General features: G+C 31.4%; 14 protein-coding genes. 2 read left to right on the top strand and 12 right to left on the bottom strand.

The genetic code is table 11. The annotated features are described in order from the left end of the window. Window positions 1-148 precede the first annotated feature (148 nt). Both miaA and IRZ83_RS02530 read left to right on the top strand, forming a co-directional pair. Window positions 149-1,069 carry a tRNA (adenosine(37)-N6)-dimethylallyltransferase MiaA gene (gene miaA, locus IRZ83_RS02525; RefSeq protein WP_194566621.1) on the top strand — a complete coding sequence of 307 codons (921 nt, stop codon included), beginning with the start codon at window positions 149-151 and terminating at the stop codon, window positions 1,067-1,069. A gap of 269 nt (window positions 1,070-1,338) precedes the next feature. Further along, the gene (locus IRZ83_RS02530; protein ID WP_194566623.1) at window positions 1,339-2,085 is read left to right on the top strand and encodes an acyl-[acyl-carrier-protein] thioesterase; all 747 of its coding nucleotides are present in this window, start codon (window positions 1,339-1,341) and stop codon (window positions 2,083-2,085) included. A gap of 238 nt (window positions 2,086-2,323) precedes the next feature. Here the strand turns inward: IRZ83_RS02530 and IRZ83_RS02535 are convergent, their stop codons facing one another. The 12 genes from IRZ83_RS02535 to IRZ83_RS02590 form a co-directional block, all read right to left on the bottom strand. Continuing rightward, window positions 2,324-3,040, bottom strand: coding sequence for a response regulator transcription factor (locus IRZ83_RS02535; protein ID WP_029269611.1), 717 nt, complete (start codon window positions 3,038-3,040; stop codon window positions 2,324-2,326). Window positions 3,041-3,043: 3 nt separating this feature from the next. Then, window positions 3,044-4,630 (bottom strand): sensor histidine kinase, encoded by a 1,587-nt coding sequence (locus IRZ83_RS02540; protein WP_194566625.1) that lies wholly within the window; start codon window positions 4,628-4,630, stop codon window positions 3,044-3,046. Window positions 4,631-4,689: 59 nt separating this feature from the next. Beyond that, window positions 4,690-5,286 carry a dephospho-CoA kinase gene (gene coaE / locus IRZ83_RS02545; RefSeq protein ID WP_194566627.1) on the bottom strand — a complete coding sequence of 199 codons (597 nt, stop codon included), beginning with the start codon at window positions 5,284-5,286 and terminating at the stop codon, window positions 4,690-4,692. Window position 5,287: 1 nt separating this feature from the next. Then, the gene (locus tag IRZ83_RS02550; protein WP_194566629.1) at window positions 5,288-6,286 is read right to left on the bottom strand and encodes a glycosyltransferase; all 999 of its coding nucleotides are present in this window, start codon (window positions 6,284-6,286) and stop codon (window positions 5,288-5,290) included. A gap of 120 nt (window positions 6,287-6,406) precedes the next feature. Next, window positions 6,407-7,597, bottom strand: a complete 1,191-nt coding sequence (gene fabV, locus IRZ83_RS02555) for an enoyl-ACP reductase FabV (RefSeq protein ID WP_194566631.1) — start codon at window positions 7,595-7,597, stop codon at window positions 6,407-6,409. A 105-nt stretch (window positions 7,598-7,702) separates the two neighbouring features. Continuing rightward, complete coding sequence (gene recN, locus IRZ83_RS02560; protein ID WP_194566633.1) at window positions 7,703-9,355, bottom strand: DNA repair protein RecN; 1,653 nt, start codon at window positions 9,353-9,355, stop codon at window positions 7,703-7,705. Window positions 9,356-9,407: 52 nt separating this feature from the next. Beyond that, window positions 9,408-10,292: a DUF4835 family protein gene (locus IRZ83_RS02565; RefSeq protein WP_194566635.1), complete on the bottom strand. Its 885-nt coding sequence runs from the start codon at window positions 10,290-10,292 to the stop codon at window positions 9,408-9,410. Between the two features lie 66 nt (window positions 10,293-10,358). Next, window positions 10,359-11,573 (bottom strand): bifunctional phosphopantothenoylcysteine decarboxylase/phosphopantothenate--cysteine ligase CoaBC, encoded by a 1,215-nt coding sequence (gene coaBC / locus IRZ83_RS02570; protein WP_194566637.1) that lies wholly within the window; start codon window positions 11,571-11,573, stop codon window positions 10,359-10,361. 9 nt (window positions 11,574-11,582) lie between these two features. Further along, a complete protein-coding gene (locus IRZ83_RS02575) occupies window positions 11,583-11,900 on the bottom strand; it encodes a DNA-directed RNA polymerase subunit omega (protein ID WP_007807938.1) in 318 nt (105 codons plus the stop codon). Window positions 11,901-11,909: 9 nt separating this feature from the next. Further along, window positions 11,910-12,704, bottom strand: a complete 795-nt coding sequence (locus IRZ83_RS02580; RefSeq protein WP_194566639.1) for an outer membrane protein assembly factor BamD — start codon at window positions 12,702-12,704, stop codon at window positions 11,910-11,912. A 131-nt stretch (window positions 12,705-12,835) separates the two neighbouring features. Beyond that, the gene (dapA, locus tag IRZ83_RS02585) at window positions 12,836-13,723 is read right to left on the bottom strand and encodes a 4-hydroxy-tetrahydrodipicolinate synthase (protein WP_194566641.1); all 888 of its coding nucleotides are present in this window, start codon (window positions 13,721-13,723) and stop codon (window positions 12,836-12,838) included. A gap of 15 nt (window positions 13,724-13,738) precedes the next feature. Next, a complete protein-coding gene (locus IRZ83_RS02590; protein WP_194566643.1) occupies window positions 13,739-14,251 on the bottom strand; it encodes a DUF6913 domain-containing protein in 513 nt (170 codons plus the stop codon). Between the last annotated feature and the right edge of the window lie 12 nt (window positions 14,252-14,263).

The raw sequence follows: 14,263 nt of genomic DNA on the forward strand, positions 1-14,263 counted from the left end.
CAGCAATTCCAGCTTTACATTGTAACTCCTCCTTATCTTTGTTGTTTTTTTTAAGGCATAAAAAGAGCTTCTGAGGTCGCTCTTTTACACCAAAAAAAAACCGAACAAATATAAGTTCGGGGTTTCCATTTCCATCTGGCTAAAAAATATGAAATACCTAATCACCATAGTCGGACCAACAGCAATAGGCAAAACAGCCTTAAGTATTACTTTGGCACAACATTTTGAATGCGAGATCGTTTCTTGCGACAGCCGTCAGTTTTTTAAAGAAATGACTATTGGTACAGCCGTCCCCAATCAAGAAGAATTAAATTCTGTAAAACATCATTTCATTCAAAATAAATCTATTTTTGAAAATTACACTGTTGGCGATTACGAAAAAGAAGCTTTAGCTAAAATTGAAAAGCTCTTTCAAACCAACGATTTTGTAATTCTTATTGGCGGTTCTGGACTATATGTAGATGCAATTTTAAAAGGTTTTGACGAATTCCCAGAAATCAATCCTGAAGTTCGATCTGAAGTAAATTCAAATTACGAAAAACTGGGGATTGAATATCTTCAGGAACAACTAAAAAACTTAGATCCAGATTATTACCAAAAAATAACTGTCGAAAATCCTCAAACATTACAAAACCCTCAGCGAATGATGCGTTTTGTAGAAGTTTGTATTGGAACAGGAAAACCGTATTCTTCCTTCTTAAATCAGAAGAAAAACAATAGAGACTTCACTCCTATTTTAATTGGTTTAGATGCTGAGAGAGAAATCATTTACAACCGAATCAACCAGCGTGTTGACATTATGATGAACGAAGGCTTACTTGAAGAAGCAAAATCTTTGTATCCTAATAAAGCGTTAAATGCACTTCAAACGGTCGGTTATCGAGAATTATTTAGTTATTTTGACGGAGAATTTACATTGCCATTCGCGATAGAAGAAATCAAAAAAAATACAAGAAGATTCTCCAAAAGACAATTAACGTGGTTCAAACGAAATGAAAACACAAAATGGTTTGATTACGCGACAGATAGAAAAGAAATTATAGATTACATTGAAAATATATTAGAATGAAATTTTTAAAGTTATTAGGAAATCTTTTATTTCTTTTTTTTACAAGCGTTTTAGTTATCGCATTCTCTATAGCATTAAAAGAAAAAATTGAAAGGCCACATTTCAAAAATTTAAATACAACAGAATTTATATTTTTCGGAATAATATTATCGAGTATAATTTTCATTAGTTATAAAATAATAAGTTCATATTTCAAAAAAAAATAAAAAAACAGAGTCTTTCCTCTAGCTTCTTTATTCTATTCTCTAAAATAAATCCAAAATTACAAAATGCCAATATCACCAAATTTTACATCAGTTTTAAGTAAAGACTGGGAAATCAATTTCACACAATGTACACCAGCAGGATTTTTAAAATACACTGATTTGTGTAATATTTTACAATTAACTGCTGCGGCACATTCAGAAGTTGGAGGCATCAGTTTTTATGATATGCAGGAATTTCATCAAGCATGGGTTTTAAGCCGAATGCGCGTAGAAGTTCACGCTTTACCAAAATGGCAGGATATTGTAACGGTAAAAACTTGGATTAATAGTTTAGAGAATTCACGCTCCGTTCGCGCTCTCGAAATGTATGTAAACGGAAAAAAAATTGTAGGATGCGAAACCTATTGGGCAGTTTTCAATACGCAGGCAAGACGTCCGGAAGCTTTGGCATTACCTTACGAGCATTTTGAACTATTCCCTGCAAACAGAGCAACAGAAGAAGGTTTTTCTAAAATAAACATCAATCACGAAAAAGGAGCCATTTTTGAAAAAACAGTTTATTTATCTGATTTAGATATTGTCAATCACGTCAATAACGTAAAATATCTAGAATGGTGTTTAGATCATGTTGATCCAAAAAGAATAATGAAACAAGAAGTAAAAAGCTTCGAAATGAACTTCATGAAAGAACTTTCATTACAAGATAATGTTGTCATTCACGAAAGTGAGGATGACGATCATACAACAGCAACATTCAGTATTACAAAAGGCGAAAAAACATGTTTTGCTTTGGAGTTGCATTGGAAATAAATAAACCACAGATTTAATGTATTAAACTGATTAGGACAAATTTTTTATATTCATAGTGTTAATAGTTCAATTCTTGACAAATATAGAAACTATGCAAAATTTCATTCTATTTTAAATCCTCTAAACAGAAATTATGCTATAAATTAAATCAAAAAGATTCAACATATATTTTAAATAAAATTATTATTCATAAAAAAAGCTCTGATTTCTCAGAGCTTATATTTTTTTTGGTGAATTATTATTCAGTTACTTTGCTTTTTACAACTAATCTGAAACCTTCTCCGTGTATGTTCAAAATTTCAACATCTTCGTCAGATTTTAGATATTTTCTAAGCTTAGCAATGTAAACGTCCATACTTCTTGAAGTAAAGTAATTATCATCTCTCCAGATTTTAGTCAATGCTAATTCTCTTGGCATTAAGTCATTTTCATGAAGAATCAACATTTTAAGCAACTCATTCTCTTTTGGAGATAATTTTATTGGCTCTTCATTTTCGAATGTTAAAAATCTAAGTTTAGAATTTAAATGAAATTTACCAATATTAAATTCGAACTGTACTTGCTCTGCTTTTGTATCAGCAGATTTTCTTTGAATGATTGCTTTGATTTTCATCAATAAAACTTCAGAATCAAAAGGCTTATTCAAATAATCATCCGCTCCTGCTTTATATCCTTTAAGAACATCCTCTTTCATAGATTTCGCAGTTAAGAAGATAATTGGCACTTCACTGTTTTTCTCTCTAATTTCTTTTGCTAAAGTATAACCATCCTTATAAGGCATCATTACATCAAGAATACATAAATCATATACATCTTTCTTGAATTTCTCGAAACCTTCCATACCGTTTTTAGCTAAAGTAACTTCAAAGTCATTTAACATTAGATAATCTTTAAGAACTGCCCCAAAATTAAGGTCATCTTCTACTAAAAGTATTCTTTTGTTATTATTTTCCATATTTTAATTTATTAATGGTATTTTTATTATAAAGGTGCTACCTTTTCCTTTTTCGCTTTCAACATATACTTGACCATTGTGGTCTTCCACTATTCTTTTTACATAAGCAAGTCCTAAACCATGTCCTTTTACATTATGTAAATCCCCAGTGTGTTCTCTATAAAATTTCTCAAAAACCCTTTTTTGAGCAACTTTACTCATACCCAGACCATTATCTTTAACTTTTATCAGAATCATGTCTTTTACATTTTCTGTAAAAATTTCAATTTCAGGAACATCTGGCGAATACTTAATTGCATTCTCTAAAATATTAACCAAGACATTTGTAAAATGTACTTCATTAATCAAACATGTAGTTCTAGACGCATTTAAGTGTTTTACAACTGTTCCGTGTCTGTCTTCTAAAATCAAATTTACGTGCTCAATTGCATCATCAATTATATCATGAATAGCAGTTGGTTCTTTAGAAATATCAAGTTCTCTTTTTTCTAATTTAGAAATACGAAGAACATTTTCAACTTGTGCATGCATTCTTTTATTTTCATCCCTAATCATTTGGAGATAACGAAAAACTTTTTCTTTATCTTCAATAATTTTAGGATTCTTAATAGCGTCGAGCGCTAAATTTATGGTCGCAATTGGAGTTTTAAACTCATGCGTCATATTGTTTATAAAATCTGTTTTAATCTCAGATATATGCTTTTGGCGCAGCAATTGATTCAAAGCACTTGTGTAAGCAACTATTATAATAAGCGTAAAAACAATAGATAATATTGTGATGCTTAATAACTCTGATAATAAAAATTTCTTTTTATTAGGAAAGGTAATGTATAGCTCATATCTGCTGCTTCCTTCATTATCTGTATAAATTGGGATATGATAACTTAAATCTTTATCATAATGAAATCCATCAGATTTTACTTTAGTTGGCAAACCGCTGTTAAGAACTCCAAACTCAAATTTGGTCTTAACCCCATATTCCTGTAATTCTTTTTTTAGAAGACTTTGTAATTTATCTTTAGAGATTCTTTCTTCTAAAGGCAATGCATCTGCAGCGTCTTTAATCGAAATTTCCATTTGAACTTTATTTAAAACATCCAAACTTCCAGATTTTTCGATTTTCAAATCAGGAATAATATTTTGCCCTAAAGCATTATTGTCAATACCGTTATTGTTGTTATAAACTTCAGTTACGCGTTTTGAGCTGAAATTTTTAAATCTATCACTGCTGAATTTTTTATTAAAAAGCGAACCGCTTATATCATAATCTTCAGATGTAAGTGTATTAGAATATACAATCGTTTTATTTGTCTTAGTATTTCTTTGAACGTAAAGAACCTCTAATAAATCTTCTTTTTTTGGAATTTTACCAGTACTGTCTCTTAAACGATTATATTTGTCGTAAAAGCTATATTCTTCCTGCTGTTCAAGCTTATCAGCAACATTGCCAATTACTTGGGTTACGTGGTATTTAAATTGTTCGTCATTATTTTTGAACGAAGAGTTGAACCAAAACACTTGAACCAGAATAATCCCAATTAGGGACAAACTCATAAGCAAAACAAGTATTCTAAAAAATAATTTATTCATCGAAACAAAATTAATATTTTAACAATATACTAAATAATACATTAACCAAATATTAACATTTAAGACTGATTTTGTTTAATATTCAAAATTTTAAGGATTTTAACAACTTCTTCCTTAGCAATTTTAAGATTTACGTTATTAATAATAAAATTACTTCTAGAAATACGATCTTCGTCTTTCCATTGCATTTTCATTCTGCTTAAAACTTGGGCTCGAGTGGTATTATCTCGTTTTAAGACTCTGTCTATTCTAACTTCTTCGGGGGCAGTAACAGTTATAATAGTATCGCAGTCTTTGTATCGACCGCTTTCAAATAAAATTGCAGCTTCATAAATTACGTATTCGCAATTATCATGCTGCTTTAACCATAAATCAAAATCTTTTTTTACAGCCGGATGAACTATTCCATTAAGCTGTGCAAGCTTATCAGTATTATTAAATACAATTTCTGCAAGCTTTGCTCTGTTTAAAATATTATTTTCAAAAAGTGATTCACCAAATTCTTTTTTTATTTTTTCGATGACTTCTTCAGACTGCATTACTTTTCTGGCTCCATCATCAGCGATATAAACAGGAACACCCATTTCTTCGAAATAGTTTGCAATAGTTGTTTTTCCGCTTCCTATTCCTCCTGTTAAACCTATAATTTTTGTCATCTTATACTTTAAAAAACATACGAGGAAAAGCTTCCTGCGGTTTTTTCTTTAAAAGAATTATTTTTACAAATGATTCAAAAAACCCCGTTCCGTAACCATAAAATTGTTTCCAAACTGCAATTACAGAATAGTAGCCAATTTTGATGCTTTTATTTTGAATACTTGCTGTAAGAAAAATTATAACGAAATATACAAAATATAATTGTAATAAAATATCAATATTAAAAATTAATAGTAAAAAAGCTAATAATAATCCTAATATGAAAACCGTAGGAAAGAAAAAAGTCAGTTTGTTATGTTCTGGATACCAGCTATTTAAGATAGGTCTTGCAATTCCAAATTTATGCACTTGAACAGAAAATTTTTCCCAGTCGATTCTACGCTTATGATAAACGTAAGCTTCTGAAAATAGACGAGTTTGAAATCCCAAATTCCATAAGCGAATAGACAAATCTGGATCTTCTCCTGGATGAATATTTCCAAATCCGTTTGAAGCAATAAATGCTTTCTTAGAAATTCCCATATTGAAACTTCTGGGCTGGAATTTATTAATCTTTTCAGAACCGCCTCGAATTCCTCCTGTAGTCAAAAAAGAAGTCATTGCAAAATTTATTGCTTTCTGAATATTCGAAAAACTGTTCAGCGCTCTATCTGGCCCACCAAAACAGTCTACATATTCTTTATTTAATTCCTTTCTAACTTCTGTCAAATAATTCGCTGGAATAATACAATCTGAGTCAAAAATGATAAAATAATCACCTCTAGCCTTTTGCATTCCAAAATTTCTTGAATCTCCCGGGCCTGAATTTTCTTTAAAATAGTATGAAATATTAAGTTTTCCTTGATAGGTCATAACTACATCTTTACACGGAATTGAGGATCCATCTTCTACAAGAACAATTTCAAAAGGTTCATTATAATCAGATTTTGAGAGACTTTCTAAAAGCTCATCTACTTCATCTGGACGATTATACACGGGTATAATTAAAGAAAAAATCATAACGGAATGTGCGGTATTAAAGTGGCAATTTCTAAATTCAAAATTTTAACAAAGATAGGTCATATTCATAAAAAAACCACCAACTTTTGGTTGATGGTTTTTATTTATTGCTTTATGTTTTTAGTTGATACTTTCAATCTCAACAACTTCATTTGCTTCAGCTTTATAATCAACTCCTGCAAATTCAAATCCAAACAAGTTTAAGAAATCATTTCTGTATCCTGCTAAGTCTCCAATAGCCGGCAGCGTTTCAGTTGTAGCTTCTAACCAAAGTTTAGCCACTTTTTCCTGAACATCCTCACGCATTTCCCAATCATCGATTCTTATTCTTCCTTTTTCGTCTACAGGAACTTCAGATCCGTTGTATAATCTGTCTTGAAACAAACGCTGAATTTGCTCAATACAACCTTCATGAATACCTTCTTCTTTCATAATTTTATATAAAAGAGAAATATACAAAGGAATAACTGGAATTGCAGAACTTGCTTGTGTAACTAATGCTTTGTTTACAGAAACATATGCCTTACCTCCAATAGATTTTAAACTATCTGTAATAGTAAACGCCGTGGCTTCTAAATCATCTTTTGCTCGTCCGATTGTACCTTTACGGTACACTGCTTCAGTCAAAGATGGCCCAATATATGAATAAGCAACAGTTGTAGCTCCCTCAGCTAGCAAATCTTCTGCTTTTAAAGCATCAATCCACATTGCCCAGTCTTCACCACCCATTACAGCTACTGTATTTGCAATATCTTCTTCATTTGCCGGAGCAATAGAAACCTCAGTTACATTTCCTGTATGAAAATCTACAGTTTTGTTTGTAAATGTCTGGCCAATTGGTTTTAGAACAGAACGATGCAACACTCCCGTAAGAGGATGTAAACGCACCGGAGAAGCTAGACTATAGATAACTAAATCAACTTGGCCTAAATCAGCTTTAATTAAATCTAGAGTCTGTCTTTTTATTTCGTTTGAAAAAGCATCTCCATTTATACTTTTTGCATATAGACCTGCTTTATGAGCTTCAGTTTCAAAAGCAGCAGAATTATACCAGCCTGGAGAAGCAGTTTTACCTTCAACCGGTGGTTTTTCAAAAAACACTCCAATAGTTGCAGCATCAGATCCAAAAGCGCTTGTAATTCTTGAAGCCAATCCAAAACCTGTTGAAGCACCAATAACTAATACTTTTTTAGCACCCGCAATTGATCCTTTTGATTTGATATATTCTATTTGATTTTTTACATTTTGCTCAGCTCCTTTTGGGTGTGATGTCAAGCAAATAAATCCTCTCATTCTAGGTTCTATAATCATATAATTCTGTTTTTTCGTTAATCTGATAATTGTATATTAAGACAAATGATCAACTTATTTACGTTTGTTTAATTAGTTTTAAGATGACAAATATAAAGTATTTCTTTAGTTCAACAAGGCTTTAGCATGATTTAAAGCCGAATCAGAAACGACTGCTCCAGATAACATTTGAGCAATTTCGATAACTCTTTCGTCCTGAGACAGAAGCTTTAATTCTGATTGTGTATCATCATCAACTGTCGATTTGAAAACTTTAAAGTGCGAATCGCCTTTTGCCGCAATTTGAGGTAAATGTGTAATGGCAAAGATCTGCATGGTCTTACTCATTTCTTTCATAATTTCTCCCATTCTAATGGCAATTTCTCCCGAAACACCAGTATCGATTTCATCAAAGATTAAAGTAGGAAGTTTTGAATATTGTGCCAAAATTGCTTTAACAGCGAGCATAATACGAGACATTTCTCCTCCTGAAGCTACTTTTTTCAATAAACCAAAGTCAGTTCCTTTATTGGCAGAAAACAGAAATTGCAATTCATCTTTACCATTATTAAAATAAGTTTCAGATGGCAAAAGTTCCATATTAAAACGCACGTTTGGCATTCCTAATGTTTCTAAAATCGAAATTAATTTATTCGATAAAACAGGAATAGCGTTTACTCTATTTTGATGAATCACTGCTGAAAGAGCATCTAATTCAAGTACTTTTTGCTCTATTAATTTTGATAAGGAAGCTATTTCTTCTTCGATATTATCTAACTCCAGCACTTTATTAGAAAGTTCTGCTTGAATTTGAATTAATTCATCTACAGAAGTTACCTGATGTTTTTTCTGAAGATTATATATCAATTGCAGTTTTTGGCTGATCAATTCTAGTTGCGCAGGATCATTTAATAGCTTTTCTGAAGCATTCTGCAGTTCTTTAGAAACATCATCAAATTCAATTGCAACACTGGTAATTCTTTCAAATAAATTTTGATATTCTGGTGAAAATGTTGCTATTTTTTGAAGTGAAGCTTTTATTTCATTCAAATTATGAAAAACACCAAATTGCTCTTCATTTGCAATTACTAAAGATTTATCTATTGATTCTTTAATAATTTCAACGTTATTTAACTTCTCAAAATCAGATTCAAGTTCTTCTTGTTCTCCAGATTTTAATTTAGCAACAACCAATTCATTCAAAAGAAATGTATTGTATTCTTGTTCTTTACCAGAATCACTTTGTTTTTTTAAGAGAGCATTCAGTTTCGATTTATCTGATTTATATACTTTCAATAATTTCTGATACGATAAAATTGTTTCAGCATTACTTGCAATAGCATCAATTATTTTAAACTGAACACCTTCGTCTGACAATTCCTGTGTTTGCTGCTGTGAATGAATATCGATTAGAAATAGACTTAAATCTTGCAATTCCTGAAGATTTACAGGGCTGTCATTTATAAAAGCACGTGATTTTCCTGAAGGCAAAATTTCACGCCTTATGATAGTCTCCTCTTCGTAGTCAAGATCATTTGCTTCAAAAAATTCTTTTAAATTATATTTAGAAATCTCAAACTGTGCTTCGATAACGCATTTTTCTTCTTTGTTTTTTAAAGAAGTAAGATCAGCTCTTTTTCCTAAAACCAATCCTAACGCTCCTAATATAATAGATTTACCCGCACCTGTTTCACCTGTAATTATAGAAAAACCTTTTGAAAAATCAATCTTGAGTTTTTCAATCAGGGCATAGTTTTTAATCGACAGTGAAGTAATCATAAGATAAATATGTGAATATAAAATTAATGAAGAAAGTGAAACTAAAAATCAACTAAAATTTAATTTGTGCCCATTTTGTGGTATTTAAGGGCGAAACTTTATTTAAAACATCTGTTAAATCTGAGACTGTAACACTTGGACCGCCTGAAAAAATAGAAACAATCTCATCTGATTTTGCATCAAAAAATACTCGGGTTAAAAAAGCATTCGGCTTAACCGAATTTAATTTCCCAGTAATCATTACTGCGGTTTTAATTTTTTCTTTGGCTCCTTTTAGATCCGTACTCATTGTATCTAAACCTGTATGATACAAATATGAGACTTGACGTAAATCGCTGTATGTTGGCGAAATCATATCATTTATCAAAAAGTATCGATTCTGAATTCCGTCGGCTTGGCTCCAGCCTTTAAAGCCACCTTGCTGTGCAACATTTGCAATATTTTGAGCTGTTTCAAGATATTGATTTCCAGCACCCATTTGAAACGTGTCCGCATCCATTCCTAAAATTAAATAACTGTAAAAAGACACTACAGAAACTAAATTCGATTCGAAAGTAGTTGGATTAAACAACAAAGGCTCATATTCTGTATACCTGAAACTAAAATCTTTATCGTTATAATTTAATACTGGAGAAGAATAAGTAGAATTAAAAATCAATCGCGACGACTGAACTTGAATTGTTCCTGTAAACTGATCTGAACTGTTAGATGATAAAGTGATATACATCGAGCAGTTAATTCGCTCATTTTGTTTTAAGACTGATCCTGTCCAATCTGTTTTGTTTACAAACTCAGACAATGAAGTCTGCAAAGTTTTAAAAACTTGCTGATTCGGATTTGGAAGTCTTTCAGTATTGATAGTTACGGTACAATTTAGCTGTTGTGCCTGTGCAAAACCAAAAATAAAAAAAACTAAAAGAGCAACTATTTTATTCATACGAAGATACTATTTGTGTTAGCGTGATTATCGCTTTAGATGCTTAACTGATATTTTTAAAAATTATTATAATTTCTTAAAATGAGAAAGCACTTTATTTAAAATATCAACAGCAACTGATTCTTTTGATTTTAATTCCATTGGTTCAATCTTAAAATTTTTATCAATAAAAGTAATTTTATTGGTTTCTTTTTTAAAACCTGCACCTTCATCCTGCAAGGAATTTAAAACAATCAAATCTAAGTTTTTTTTCTGAATTTTCAGCTTAGCATTTTCAATTTCATTTTGAGTTTCTAAAGCAAATCCAATTAAAAATTGATTTTTTTTGATCGCTCCTAATGATGCTAAAATATCTTTTGTTTTTTCAAGTTCAATTGAGAATTCATCAGTTGTTTTTTTAATCTTTTGCAAAGCAACAACTTTTGGTCTGTAATCTGCAACGGCGGCGGCGGCAATCATAACATCAGCTTCATCATAATACAAATGACAGGCATCGTACATCTCTTGTGCTGAAATTATATTTACAACCTCAATTAAATTGTTTTTAACTTTAAGATGCGTTGGTCCAGCAACTAAAATTACCTTAGCGCCTAATTTTGCAGCTTCATTTGCGATATCAAAACCCATTTTACCAGAAGAATGATTTCCTATAAATCGAACAGGATCTATTGCTTCGTATGTTGGTCCGGCAGTAACTAATATTTTCTTTCCTTTGAGAGGCAATTTGCTTTCTAAATCAGCTTCAAGAAAAGCAATAATGTTTTCTGGCTCAGCCATTCTTCCTTCGCCAGACAAACCACTGGCAAGTTCACCACTTTCAGCCGGAATCATTACATTTCCGAATTGTTTTAAAGCTGAAAAACTAGCTAAGGTTGATGGGTGTTTGTACATGTCTAAATCCATTGCCGGAGCAAAATAAACAGGACATTTAGCTGATAAATAAGTAGCTATTAAAAGATTATCACAGTTTCCTGTAGTCATTTTAGACAACGTATTTGCAGTTGCTGGAGCAATTAACATGAAATCAGCCCAAAGTGCTAAATCGACATGATTGTTCCAAACAGCATCTTGATCATCTTCATTAAAGAAACTGGAATGTACGGGATTTTTTGATAACGTAGATAACGTAAGTGGAGTTACAAAATCCTTAGAAGCAGGTGTCATTATCACTTGGACATGTGCACCTGCTTTTATAAAAAGTCGTACTAATGAGGCTGTTTTATAGGCTGCAATTCCACCAGAAACTCCCAGTAAAATTTTCTTCCCGTTTAAAACTGACATTGTACTATATTATTTGTTTGAACCTCTGTGGTAAGTTTTACCATCTAACCATTCTTGAACGGCTAAAGCGTGTGGCTTTGGTAATTTTTCGTAAAATTTAGACACTTCAATTTGTTCTTTATTTTCAAAAACTTCTTCAAGACTGTCATTGTAAGTAGCAAACTCTTCTAGTTTCTCAGTTAATTCTTTTTTAATTTCAGAATTAATTTGATTTGCTCTTTTAGCCATAATGGTAATTGCTTCATACACATTTCCTGTTGGCTCTTCAATAACTGTTTTATTGTAAGTTATTGTATTTACAGGAGCATTCGTCTTTTTTAAATCCATGACTTTATTTTATTTAGTAAATTTTTGTAAATCAGTTTCAACTCTAGCATTCATTTCGTCTGCTTCTTTTTTATATTTCGTGTCGCTTTTAAACTTGATTAAGTTATTATAAGCCACTTTTGCAACATTTAAACGCTCTTCCATTTTTGATGGAATACTGTTTATTGCCAATTTATATGCCGAATCGTATTTGTAAAACAACGCATCTTCCTTAAAAGGCGTTCCAGGAAAATCAGCTATAAAATTATCAAAAGCAACTAATGCTGATTTATAATCTGAAATTGTATTGTAACCTTTCGCGTTTTCGTATGCTTTTTTCTCTAATTTGCCATTCAAAACTTTTACAGTTTCATTGGCTTGAGCAACATATTCAGAATTTGGATAACTGTCTATAAATGCTTGTAATTTCTCTAATGCTTTTACAGTATCAGCTTGATCTAAACTGTAAACTGGAGCTAATTTTGAATAACTGTAAGCACCTAGAAAAGCTGCTTCCTGTACTTTTTCACTTCGTGGATAACCTGAAACAAAACTTTCGAATTGGTAACCTGCTAAATAATACTGTTTTGTTTTATAATAAGATTGTGAAAACATATAAAAAAGCTTTTCAGCTTGAGGTTTACCTCTATAAGAAGGAGCTAATTGCTCGAAAAGACGAATTGCTTTCGAATATTTTCCTGCCTCATACATTTTTGTTGCCATTTCAAATTTCGCTGCAACATCTTCATTTTTCAATACCTTTTGGTAATCACTACAAGAACAAAAAAGGACAACAACAATTAATAGAGATACTATTTTTTTCATTTTCTTACTTTTATTATGATTTCTTAGACAATTATGCCAAAGCAAAATCACACCGAAGTTCCGGTGGCAAATTTAGTTATTAATTTAGCTACTACAAAATATTTTTTTGGTATAATAAAATACCGCTAATCTTACTCTACTTTAATACTGCTTTTTACAAAATCATTCAATCTCGAAGCTAAAGAATCATCAACAGTTACCAGTGGCAAGCGCACTGTGTTGTCAGCAATTCCAAGGGCTTGAAAGATTTGTTTGATTCCTGCAGGATTTCCCTGCTCAAAAATCATATCAATACAATCTGATAAAAAGTATTGTGTTTTAAAAGCCTCATTTACTTTTCTGTTTAATCCTAAACGAATCATTTCTGAAAATTCCTTTGGAAAACCTTGCCCAATTACAGAAATCACTCCTGCTCCACCCGCTAAAACGATTGGTAAAGCAATCATATCATCTCCTGAAATAACGAGAAAATCTTTTGGTGCATTTTTAATCAATTGTAAGGCTTGAGCCATATCTCCAGCTGCTTCTTTTATAGCAACAACGTTACTGAAATCATTCGCCAGACGAATTACTGTTGATGGCAACATATTACTAGCAGTTCTTCCTGGAACATTATATAAAATTACCGGAATTGGAGATGCCTCAGCAATAGCTTTAAAATGCTGATAAATTCCTTCTTGTGTTGGTTTATTATAATAAGGTGAAACTGAAAGTATAGCCTCAAAAGCTGAAAAGTCTCTTGTTTTTAATTCCTCGACAACTTGCATTGTATTATTACCCCCAACTCCAAGAACCAAAGGCAATCTTCCTTTATTTATGTCAATTACTGTTTTTATAACCAACTCTTTTTCGGCTTGAGTCAAGGTAGCATTTTCTGCCGTTGTACCCATAACTACAAGATATTCAACTCCTCCGTCAATCGAAAAATTAACGATACGCTGCAAAGCTTCGATATCAACTGAAAAGTCTTTTTTAAATGGCGTAACAAGCGCAACACCAGTTCCTATTAATGATTGCATATTCTGATTTATAATTTATTTTATACTTTTTAAATACTTAAACAATTCGGATACGAAAAGATTATAATTTTCCATATCAGTATTGATCATCCAGCGATTTATTCTTTGATCAACCGACGAAAATCCTAACTTAAATTTAGCTTTTGATTTGCTTGTTACCAGCATTAAAATCGATTTTTCGATTTCATAGTAACTTATCAAAAGATCAAATTCTGTTTCTGTGAATTCATTTAAGAAATTTTCGGCTATATCACCTTTCCAATCGATATGTTTTTTACCAAAAGTAGGTCTTGAATACTCCTTTTTCTTCTCAAATTTTTCTCTGTACGCAACAATTTTTATGTTTTCCGGAGCAATTCCATGTTGAACTAATTCATTAATTAATTCCGTTGAATGGCGAAATTTACTTTCATCTACCAATAAACCAATTGTTTGCACGTTGCTTGTAAAGACTTCGTTTTTGACATTATGCAGGTTATTTTTTAATGATTTTTTTACAAAAAATTCCTTTATATAATTTAAAAACATAGTACTTTTACT

The organism is Flavobacterium sp. JLP (assembly GCF_015350755.1).
Classification (GTDB): Bacteria; Bacteroidota; Bacteroidia; order Flavobacteriales; family Flavobacteriaceae; genus Flavobacterium.